Origin of the sequence: Occallatibacter sp., assembly GCF_049510455.1 — a bacterium.
Taxonomy (GTDB): domain Bacteria; phylum Acidobacteriota; class Terriglobia; order Terriglobales; family Acidobacteriaceae; genus Telmatobacter.
This window is the reverse complement of sequence record NZ_JBEKYX010000124.1, coordinates 1-10,196: the sequence shown is the minus strand read 5'-3', so window position 1 is coordinate 10,196 and position 10,196 is coordinate 1. Positions and strand designations below refer to the sequence as shown.

8 protein-coding genes are annotated in these 10,196 nt (G+C 55.4%); 3 read left to right on the top strand and 5 right to left on the bottom strand.

Annotated features, from left to right (window positions below; translation table 11 throughout):
* Together ABSG47_RS18540 and ABSG47_RS18535 are read left to right on the top strand one after the other, a co-directional pair.
* A partial coding sequence (locus ABSG47_RS18540) for an IS630 transposase-related protein (protein WP_424171286.1) occupies positions 1 to 426 on the top strand: 426 nt, incomplete at its 5' end.
* 201 nt (positions 427 to 627) lie between these two features.
* Positions 628 to 963, top strand: coding sequence for a transposase (locus tag ABSG47_RS18535; RefSeq protein WP_424171284.1), 336 nt, complete (start codon positions 628 to 630; stop codon positions 961 to 963).
* 119 nt (positions 964 to 1,082) lie between these two features.
* Here ABSG47_RS18535 and ABSG47_RS18530 read toward each other — a convergent pair whose 3' ends face one another.
* Positions 1,083 to 4,193: a beta-galactosidase gene (locus ABSG47_RS18530; protein WP_424171282.1), complete on the bottom strand. Its 3,111-nt coding sequence runs from the start codon at positions 4,191 to 4,193 to the stop codon at positions 1,083 to 1,085.
* Between the two features lie 201 nt (positions 4,194 to 4,394).
* On the opposite strand from ABSG47_RS18530, the gene ABSG47_RS18525 reads away from it, so the two are divergent.
* A complete protein-coding gene (locus ABSG47_RS18525) occupies positions 4,395 to 5,939 on the top strand; it encodes a TolB family protein (RefSeq protein WP_424171280.1) in 1,545 nt (514 codons plus the stop codon).
* A gap of 205 nt (positions 5,940 to 6,144) precedes the next feature.
* Here ABSG47_RS18525 and pdxR read toward each other — a convergent pair whose 3' ends face one another.
* The 4 genes from pdxR to ABSG47_RS18505 all read right to left on the bottom strand — a co-directional run bounded on the left by pdxR (position 6,145) and on the right by ABSG47_RS18505 (position 9,581).
* The gene (gene pdxR, locus ABSG47_RS18520) at positions 6,145 to 7,623 is read right to left on the bottom strand and encodes a MocR-like pyridoxine biosynthesis transcription factor PdxR (RefSeq protein ID WP_424171278.1); all 1,479 of its coding nucleotides are present in this window, start codon (positions 7,621 to 7,623) and stop codon (positions 6,145 to 6,147) included.
* Positions 7,624 to 7,696: 73 nt separating this feature from the next.
* Complete coding sequence (locus ABSG47_RS18515; protein WP_424171276.1) at positions 7,697 to 8,467, bottom strand: DUF1223 domain-containing protein; 771 nt, start codon at positions 8,465 to 8,467, stop codon at positions 7,697 to 7,699.
* Between the two features lie 122 nt (positions 8,468 to 8,589).
* The gene (locus ABSG47_RS18510; RefSeq protein WP_424171274.1) at positions 8,590 to 9,369 is read right to left on the bottom strand and encodes a tetratricopeptide repeat protein; all 780 of its coding nucleotides are present in this window, start codon (positions 9,367 to 9,369) and stop codon (positions 8,590 to 8,592) included.
* Between the two features lie 2 nt (positions 9,370 to 9,371).
* On the bottom strand, positions 9,372 to 9,581 hold the full coding sequence (locus ABSG47_RS18505) for a hypothetical protein (RefSeq protein WP_424171272.1): 210 nt from the start codon (positions 9,579 to 9,581) through the stop codon (positions 9,372 to 9,374).
* Positions 9,582 to 10,196 lie beyond the last annotated feature (615 nt).

Here is a 10,196-nt window from a genome sequence, read left to right as displayed (position 1 = left end):
TCATGTATTTTTGAAGGGGTATGGATGCCAGCCTATTCGCAGGATTTGCGGGATCGTGTGTTGGGTGCGTTGGATCGGGGGGATCGTCCCACGGAGATTGCGCGGCGGTTCGAGGTGAGCCGCATCTGGGTCTACCAGGTGGGTAAGCGAGCGCGAACGACGGGAGAGAGGAGCAGTCTTCGGATCGGCGGCTACCGCCAGTCGCGACTGGCGAAGTCGGAGTCGGTGTTGCGCTCCTGGATCGCCGCGGAGCCCGATCTGACCCTGGCCGAGTTGCAACTTCGACTGGGCGCGCGAGGCGTTCCGATCAAGATCGGCGCTCTCTGGCACCAGTTGAACCGATGGAATCTCACCTTCAAAAGAAACCCTGCACGCCAGCGAACAAGAATGCGAGGAGGTGCAGGCGGCGCGGCTGAAATGGCTTGAAGCGCAGCCGCGCCTGGACATGGAAAAGCTTGTATTCCTCGATGAAACCTGGGCATCGACCAGTATGGTGCGGCGCTACGGACGATCTCCCAAAGGGCAGCGCTGCATCGGCTCGGCTCCGCATGGCCACTGGAAGACGACCACTTTCGTAGGCGGCTTGCGGCATGACCGGCTGACCGCTCCAATGGTTACGGCGAGCCGATGGATGGAGAGATGTTCCTCGCTTGGGTACAGCAGTTCTTGTGTCCGACCCTCGAGCCGGCCGACATCGTGATCCTGGACAATCTCAGCAGTCACAAGGTTGCAGGAGCCCGCCAAGCCATCGAAGCGGTGGGAGCAACCCTGCTCTATCTGCCACCCCACTCGCCCGATCTTAACCCCATCGAAAAGCTCTTCTCCAAGTTCAAGGCGTTGCTCCGCAAAGTCGCCAAGCGATCCCTTGAAGAACTCTGGACCGAGATCGGTGCCCGACTCGACACCATCGCCACAAACGAATGCACAAACTACTTCGCTTCCTGGGGATACGTATACAACTAAATTAGAAACTCTCTAGGGTCATAGTGGTCACCCGGGGGAAACTGCTCGTTGGGCAAATAAGCCACGAAATGCGATACGGAAATGCTTTCCTTGCTCGACAATGTACTCTCGTTTCCGGCCTATTGCACCATCCAGTTGTACGCAGCAAGTATCTTTCCATCGGTTCCGACGAGCAGAATAGCGGCGCTACCGCTCTCGAGTGTTCCTGCAAAATGGTGCCCACTGCGCACATCTTCGAATGCAACCTGCTGCCGGTTGGATTCGGAGGTAAGCACGTACAGCGTTGCTGCCGGGAATACCGTGGGAACGATCAGGATTCCGGGATCGGTGAGCGTCGTCGTGTAGACCGGCGCAACGCCCGCCGCCTTCAGAGCATAGCGATAAGCCTTGCCCACCAACTCGAGATTGTTGCTGAGCTCCAGCGGCAGCGCCGAGAACAGAACCTTCCCTTTCCCCAGCGTCTTTTCCACCCACACGCCGTCGTCAGCCGTCTGAGCCTGGCTCAGAACTGTTGTCTTGTTGCCCGTAAAGCTTAACTCCTCATCGCCCCACGGAAAATGCACGGCATGATCGCGAATCGTCAGCGGAACCGTGTTGTAAGGAACCCCAATCGCATCCTGCCGGCCCGTTGCATGCAAATGCGCATCGCCGTCAAACGGCCCGGTCACCAGCAGTGTTGCGCCTGCCTTCACTCGTTCCGTGATCGCCTGCCACGCAGTATCGGTCAGCCCAAACGGAGACGGAAGCAAGATCAACTTCGGTGATCCGAGCAGATCGATCTGATACTCGCCCACGGCATACGCCTGCGAGCGCGCAAGTCCATAGAGAGCGCGCACCGCGTTCTGTTGCGCTTCGAGCGCAAACGCCTTCGCTGCGGAAAGCTGCAACGACTGCGGCAGCACAATCGCAACTTCAGGCAGCATAAGTGCAGTTGCCGACGGCGCAGCTTTGCGCGCGAACTCGCCCAGATCGCGCATCTGGTTCTCCCAGACTTTCGAGGAGCCGTCGCTGCGCTTCATGCCGAAATCGACTTCGCGATCCCAGTCCCACTGCATCGCACCCGTCGATCCAGCGGCAAAGCCAAGAGCCCACTTGCGTTCCGTGAGTCCAAGTCCCGTGAATTCGTCATAGCGCCACGCACCATCCGGCGCCCACGCCGGCTGGTAGCCGGTTTCTCCTGTAATATTCGGTATCCCCGGCCGCTTTGCCGCAACGGAATCCCACAGCAGCGCATCGTCCTGCCAGTAAGTATGATTCGTAGTGAACGAAACGCCCGCGCCTCCGTAAAACTGATTCAGCACGCGGTCCGTTACACCGCCTTCATCCTGGCCCACATCGACCAACTGCCTGCTACCTGTTGTGCGGATGAGAGAAACCATCGAATGCACCCAGTCGCTGAACATATCCTGCGCAAAGAGGTTGTAATCGACGGCCCGAACCTGTCGCGGGTTTCCGGAACGGCCATAATTCAAGTCCGCACCGGAAGGCAGAGGCACGGTGTCAAAGCCGCCAAGCTGCTCCGCGGGCACGGCCCACGCATCGGCAAGCGTGGCCAGCTTATCGTCATACTTCCTGCGCAGCCACTTGTGCCACGCGGCCACTTCGCTTGGATCGCCGTTCGGCACATTGCCATGAAAGACAACCCGCGGATTTGAGAAACTCGGCTCGTTGATCAAATCCCACGAAAGCCACGGCACATTTTTGAATCGTTCCACCACCGACCGCACATAGGCCTGCTCCATGCGCACGGCATACGGATCAAGATATGGATTCGACGGAGTTGCATTAGGATCCTCGCGGCCGGGCATTCCGGAACGCGGGGAAAAAGCAAAGAAGGTAAAGTTCACCGCAATATGATGTCGCTGTGCACACAACAGAAACGCTTCGAGATTGCGCAGAAAACGCTCATTCGCGCCGCCCCCCGCGTTGTTCTCAATAAAGCGTCCATTCGGCATCCAAACGCCGGTGCGGACAAAGCTCACGCCGTGCTGCTCCATCTCGGCAAAATCCTGTTCCCATACCCACGCATTGCGTGGCCCGGAAAAATCCCATCCATTCGACTCCGTTGAGAAATAGTTGCTGCCCACAGGAAAGAAAGGCGCGGCATCGCGTGTGATGAAATCACCATGAGTTGCGAGTACTGGGCCAGCCTTAACAGCGTCTTCTTGCCCTACCCAAAAGCCGTTCTGATAAAACGCGCGAAACTCGCCGCCCTCGCTGTACACCGCGGCAACCTTGTAGAACCCGGCCGGCAATGGCTTGTGGAACGGAACCGTCAGATCGGCAACGTCAGTTTGGGGCACTATCAGCGTCTGCGTATCAAGCGCCTTGGATTCCGAACTCAGAGTCACTTTCAATTCGCCTGTTTCGGGAGTATTTGTTTTTTCCTGACGCGGGTTGTGCAGATGCGCAGTGATCACAGGGAGTTCGCCTGGGCGGATTGCGGAAAAGAGCGTTTCAATCGAGAGACCTATCGTTCCCCGCCGCGCATAGCTCGCGGATTGACGGATGAGCGCAACACCATCGTCGCTCTGCCAGTATCCTGGCTCCGGTTCAAAGTCGAGCGCAACTACGCGGCTGCCCATCATCGGACCCAACGAATAATCAGCAACGATCACCGGCGCGGCCACCAGCAGGCCCGTGCTGTCGGACATATATCCAAGCCCATTTAATCGTCCTTCCACCGTGAAAAACCTCTTTGCGCGCAAACGCGGAGGGACACCCAGTGCGTAACCCTGTTTCCACGCAAACTGTGCGTCCGCAGGGACGGGAACTTCGTAGGTGTGGCGAAAGTCGAGTGTGCGTGCGTAGGTGTCCTGCGGTCGCATGGCCTCATACTTGCCGTCAGCGGAGAGGACCGGAACTTGCAGCGGCTGCCCGCCCAGAACAAGCAGGTTGCCTCCACCATGGAGATACGAATCAATTGATTTCCATGCCTCGACAGGAACCGCAGAACCATAGGGAAGAATCAGCAGATCCGCATGATCCAGCGTAGCCTTCTGGTTGAGCGAAGCAATATCTGCAAATAGCGGGTGCATTCCGCTAAGCGCCCGCTCCAGCGCAGATTGTTCAACGGGCTGGCTGGCAACGGTCGGGAAATTTGGTTGCCAGAAAACAATTACCTTGGCGCAAACCGAAACCGGAAACATAGTGAGCAGCGCAAGAAGAAAGACGGCTCTGCGCGAACGGAGCAGAATCGTGGAAACATGTGCAAGCAACGCAATTTGCATAGAGAACTCCCTGCCTGGATGGAGAAACAGCGTGCATACAGTGCTGAACAAGCCGAATCATGCGATCTCCGCTTCGCTGGAGAATCCGCGTTGATTGACCGCAGCTTGAACTGGGTGATAACGTTTCCATCGAACCATACCAAACCCCTTGCCGCGTGACAAGAGAGGAACTGTCAAGCGCAGATGACTTGGAGAGATCCCATGAACGTGCGAACCAGTCGCGCTTTCCCGGCCTTGACGGCAATTGCCGCGCTGGCACTATTTTCCGCGCTTCACGCCCGGGCCGCAGAAGCTCAAGCCCAGACACGCATAGAGCCGTTGGGCGTGTTTGATGGTCATGGCGATATCGGAACTGTGCTGCACGCAGGCACAGCCCGCTATGACGCCGCGGCGGGAACTTACACCGTGACAGGCAGCGGCGAGAATATGTGGTTTGGCACAGACGATTTTCATTTTGTCTGGAAAAAAGTCTCAGGCGATGTGGCCATCTCGGCTGACATTACATTCGAGGGCAGTCAAGGGAACAATCACCGCAAGGCCGTATTGATGATCCGGCAAAGCCTGGATGGCAACTCGCCTGCTGTGGACGTCGCAAGGCATGGTGACGGGCTAACCTCGCTGCAGTTTCGGCTGACGCCCGGTGAGGATGATCATGAAGTGCAATCGAACCTCACGGCTCCAGTGCGCGTGCGTCTGGAAAAGCGCGGCGACTTCTTTTATGCCTTTGTCACGGGAAAAGACGGCAAGCTGCATCCGTCCGGCGCATCCATCAAGCTGCCCTTGAGCGGCGAATTCTACGTGGGCATCGGTGTGTGCGCGCATGACAAGGACGCGACACAGACAGCTCGCTTCTCGCGTGTAAAAATCGAAGCCCTGCCCGCCGCCGGTGACGCGAAACCCATTCTCTGGAGCACGCTTGAAACGGTTCCGATTGCCTCCACCGATCGCCAGGTGGCTTACGTGGCGCAGGCGCACTTTGAGGCGCCTAACTGGTCGCGCGATGGATCGTTCTTCCTGTTCAATCAAGGCGGCGGCATCTACAAACTTGCTGTCGGCGGAGACACGCCTGAGCGTATTTCCACCGGCGCACAGGTGCAGTGCAATAACGATCACGGCATCTCGCCGGACGGCACCATGATCGCTATCAGTGATTCAACTCAGTTGAAGAGTTCGCAGGTCTATACGCTGCCGATTACCGGCGGCACGCCGAAGCAGATCACTCAAAATGCGCCGTCTTACTGGCATGGCTGGTCGCCGGATGGCTCAACGCTCGCCTTCACCGGCCAGCGAGGCGATAACTTTGACATTTACACTATTCCGGTGGCGGGCGGGGAAGAGAAGCGCCTCACTACTGCCCCAGGGCTGGACGATGGCCCCGAGTACTCACCCGACGGCGCATGGATTTACTTCAACTCCGAGCGTACCGGACACATGCAGATCTGGCGCATGCATTCCGACGGCGGCAGCCAGGAACAGGTCATTATGAGCGAAACCAATGACTGGTTCCCGCACATATCGCCCGACGGAAAATCCATGGTCTACGTCAGCTTTGAAAAGGGCGTAATAGGTCATCCGCCTAACAAGGACGTAACGCTGAATGTAATGACGCTGGCCGACAAGAAGGTCAAGGTGCTGGCTCACCTTTTCGGAGGACAAGGCACAATGAATGTTCCTTCATGGTCTCCCGACAGCACCAAGATTGCCTTCGTCAGTTATGAGTTACTCACAGACGAACCGCGCGATTGAATCCGCACCTTGCTCAGTTGTAGGCTTTGAAATTCTGGTTTGTGTGCCGAGGCTCTTTACCAATCCTCATGACCACTTCTCGTTGTCTGGAAATGGTATCTGCCTGATGATGGCAGGCGCAGCGCGGGTTGTCTCCGACTCCATCGCAGCAAGCGCTCTGCGCAAGCAGAAGATCGCTGTGGTGTTTAACCGCCCGCCCGCCAACTTAACCAAGTATGACCGATCGCATTCGTTTCACAGCAGTTGGAATCTGTTCTTCCGCAGTGCTGCCGAATCCAAGAACAAAGCCGCTGCGCCGTTGTTTACCCAGGTAATAGGGTGAGAGCGGCCAAAGCCACAGCCTTTGCTGTATAGTACGCGCCGCAATCTCCAAGTCATCGAATCCCTCAGGTAATGTGACGGTAACGTGCATTCCCGCGGCAGAGCCGTGGACCTGAAGCTTATCCCCGAACTCAGTCCGCAGACAATCGATCAGCATTGCTCTGCGCGCGCTATAGACCTGGCGCATTTTCCTTATGTGCCGCCCGAAGTAGTCTTGCGACATAAAGTCCGAAAGCACTTCCTGATATAAGTAAGGCGGAAAAATATCCATTGCAAAACGGACTGCGGCGAAGTGGCTCACCAGATCTTGCGGAATAACGATATAGCCGATGCGCAGGGATGGAAAGAGTATTTTGCTGAATGTTCCGATATAGATCACGCGTGAATTCACATCAAGACCTTGCAGGGATGCGATCGGCCGGGCATCGAAACGATATTCACTGTCGTAATCATCCTCAATGACCCAGGCTCCCGAGCTTTGCGCCCAATTGAGCAGCAAAAGCCGGCGTGTTGCGCTCATGGTCGAGCCCAGCGGGAATTGATGAGACGGAGTAACAAATGCCGCCTTTGCGCCAGGATGGCGTTTCACCCCTTGCACCACGTCCATTCCCTCATGATCCACGGGCACAAGTTGCAACCGGCATCCGGCTGCCGCCAGCACGGTTCTTTCCAGGTTGTATCCTGGTTCTTCTACAAGCACCGGGTCTCCTGGATTGAGAAGCACGCGCGCTGTTATATCGAGAGCCTGCTGCGATCCCGAAACAATCATGATTTGTGAGGCATCGCATTTGACGGCGCGCGCCGTGCGTAGATAAGCGCATATTTCTTCACGGAATCGCTCCGACCCCAAAGGATTGATATTGTGTATCGCGCTCGCGTGTGGATTACGGCTATGTTTTGCCACGAGCCCCGACCATACCTGAAAGGGGAAATGATCGAAAGCAGGCTGATGAATCCCGAACGCTCCCCAGCCGCGCAGATGTGAGTCTCGCTCAAAGCGCGGATAAAACCTGGTACGGCGTGCGATTGGGCGGCGTCCCGATATGCTCGTTTGCAGGCCGCCTGCGCCCCTGCTGGACGGCATCATTTGCTCCGGCAGCGTTGCCGAAATAATAGTCCCCGAGCCCACATGGCTTTCAAAGTAGCCCTCTGCCTTCAACTGTGCATAGGCATGCAATACAGGAAAACGCGATACTCCGATTTCAGCAGCCAGCTCCCGGCTCGACGGAATCTTTTGTCCAGACTGCAGATCGCCGCGCAGAATCGCCTCGCGATATCCGTCGTAAACCTGTTGGTGAAGAGGTCTCTCCGCATCGCGATCAATGGCAATGATGGGAGAAATGCTGGCGGCCAAATGGCTCATGAAGCCATTTTAGTGGTCATGGAGTTCTTTCTCAATGTGCGGATATGGCATTACCAGTGACCGCCGGATAAGTTCACGTACCGGGCCGTATCATGGCCGCTCCCAGAATCTTCCCTTGGCCCGGTTCCTGCACAAAGACAATCAAGCGTATGTCGCGAGGCTCCAATCCCGATGGAATCTTTGCATCGAAGTCATAGTTGAAATTGTGCTGCCTTTCAAGTTTGCCAATCTTCCGCAATTCCTGGACGACAGCTGTGTGCTTCAGGCGCCGTCCTCCGTTCTCACCATGAAGAACCTGCGACTCCGCATGATCCCGGGCAATTGCGGCGTAGACGTCTGCATTGTGCGTCATGGACTGGCCATCAATCTCGATATGTACGCGCAATGACGGCGATCCTGGGGACGCCGCATCCATCGGTCCGATATGCACCGGAATCATAGTTTCTGTGGCAGACTTTTCGATTGCTGTCTGAACCTGATGCGGATCGTTCAAGTGCAATTCCGTTCCACCATTCATAATGAGTTGCGGCGTATAAGGAGAATCGAGTCGAAACAATCGAGCATAAATGCTCTGCCGCTCGGTCAGAGCCGACGATGAATACGGATCCTTCCACCCTTCGTGATCCCAGTAATCGACATGCTCGCTAAGCACAATGGCCTGCACGCCGGGAATCGGCTGCGATGAATCGATCTGTTGCAGCCACGAATCGACAGGAGGACAACTCGAACACCCCTCCGAGGTAAAAAGCTCAATCAGCACGGGAACCGTCCGCGCACTCTGATCCTGTGATCGGGTAACAATCGCTGGAATCACTAAAAGAAATATCAGTCCACGCATTCTCATGGCTGTTGGCCCTCGATACCGTTAGGAGGATGAATAGTTACGTCCTTTCAACTCTTGGGAGATTACACGATTTGCAGTTCGATGCAGGGTGTGCTCAGAAATCTAAGTTAAGTCCGCATTTGTCAGTTGCGCCTCTCCTCCGTCAAAAGCTGTGAAAATTTCGGTGTCTTTCGCAGCGCCGCAAATTGTTGATCGTCAATCAGGCGCTTGTAGTCGTTGAATCCCTCGCTGATCGCCATGCGCAGAAATTCAATCGCGCGATCTGTCATTCCCGCTTGTGCATACACCGCGGCAAGGCAATAGTTCAAATTGATGCGTTCGCTCGCTGAAGACGGCTCGGAGATGATGTGCGGCGAATCTGGGTCGAATGCATCAGGATCGATCGCAAATGCGGCCCGATATGCTTCCATACCCTTGTGGAATTTTCCCTGGGCAAAATATACGGTGCCCAGGTTCATGCGAATCGCCCCTTCCTGCGGCATCAGCTTGGTGGCGCGCCGATAAAGGCGCTCAGCCATTTTGAATTGTTTCTGAGCATAATAGACTGCGCCGAGATTATTGACCGCGGTGCCATAATCCGGCTTGATCCGCAGCGCGTGCTCATAAGCGGTTTTCGCGTCCTCCATGTCATAAAGGTGATGATATGCAATACCGATTTTGTTCCAGAGAAGAGCACTCCTCTCCGGGCTGCTGCGGTACGCTTCAATGGCTTCCTGATACTGTTTACGGATCATCAAGAGATCGCCGCGCATCTCTGGCGTGAGAGTCTCCGGAGCAGGCGAGGAGATGTTGGCAGGCCCATGCGTGCTGGCTTCCGCCTGCTCGAGAAAGCCGCATTGCAGCAGTAAATAGATACATGCCGCTGCGGATAAGCGAGCGCTGACATTGAAATGATTAGGCATGATCACCTTCCTTCAACTATCAATCGTGAGGAAAGGGGTGGGCTGTTCACCATATCCAGTTGTAGTGGATAGCCATAACCACTGTCTTCGGCAAAAAACGGCCCGTGGTGCCGGCGGCTGGCAATCGACCACATCCACCCTGCGGCATAGCTTGCAGCCGTAATGTCAATGCGGGCATGCCGGCAGTGCTCCTCCAGGAGTTGATGGTGCATGCAAGCCGAATTCAACGATGCGGAAAAACGACAGTCTGGCGTCCATTGATCCAGCCGCCATTGGAGTGGTAGCGGGCGTTAAGAATAGCTGTTACGAGAATGCTGCTCTCGGTTCGCAGTTTTCCAGAAGCGGTTGGGCCAGCGGCGCCGAATTGCGTGTTCCAGAGGCTCCGATCGCTCCTCTTGGCTCCTTCTGTAATTTGTTGAAAGCATGTATACTCTAAGTGTAAGTATTCGGTTGCTGACCGAGGGCTGTAGGTTCGAGTCGACCTGAAAAGCCAGATTTTTCCCAGACACCGAATTCTTCCGGTAACGCGATCTACATGCTGCAGTGACCTGGGAATAACTGCCGATCCTATTGTTTCTTACGATATTCATAGTTGTTCTTGTCTGCGGGATCGTTCAGTTTTTATATCTTCGACAGTCGCATCGAGATACTTCAAAGGCTTTTCAGTACTCAAGTGGTCTCGATAACAAATCGAAGCTGATGTTATACTCTCGCCAGTGATAAGCGTTTCTATTGTCATATTTTCTATTGGGTATTGGATTGATTTGTATGGATTGATTTGATTTTTGCTTCTGACCCTACTTTCAGATTATGTTTTGATTTTCTTT

Excerpts from the sequence above, each read along its gene's own strand:
- ABSG47_RS18510 (WP_424171274.1), bottom strand. The coding sequence starts at position 9,369 with ATGCCTAATCATTTCAATGTCAGCGCTCGCTTATCCGCAGCGGCATGT.
- ABSG47_RS18525 (WP_424171280.1), top strand. The coding sequence starts at position 4,395 with ATGAACGTGCGAACCAGTCGCGCTTTCCCGGCCTTGACGGCAATTGCC.
- ABSG47_RS18535 (WP_424171284.1), top strand. The coding sequence starts at position 628 with ATGGATGGAGAGATGTTCCTCGCTTGGGTACAGCAGTTCTTGTGTCCG.
- pdxR (WP_424171278.1), bottom strand. The coding sequence starts at position 7,623 with ATGAGCCATTTGGCCGCCAGCATTTCTCCCATCATTGCCATTGATCGC.
- ABSG47_RS18515 (WP_424171276.1), bottom strand. The coding sequence starts at position 8,467 with ATGAGAATGCGTGGACTGATATTTCTTTTAGTGATTCCAGCGATTGTT.
- ABSG47_RS18530 (WP_424171282.1), bottom strand. The coding sequence starts at position 4,193 with ATGCAAATTGCGTTGCTTGCACATGTTTCCACGATTCTGCTCCGTTCG.
- ABSG47_RS18505 (WP_424171272.1), bottom strand. The coding sequence starts at position 9,581 with ATGCACCATCAACTCCTGGAGGAGCACTGCCGGCATGCCCGCATTGAC.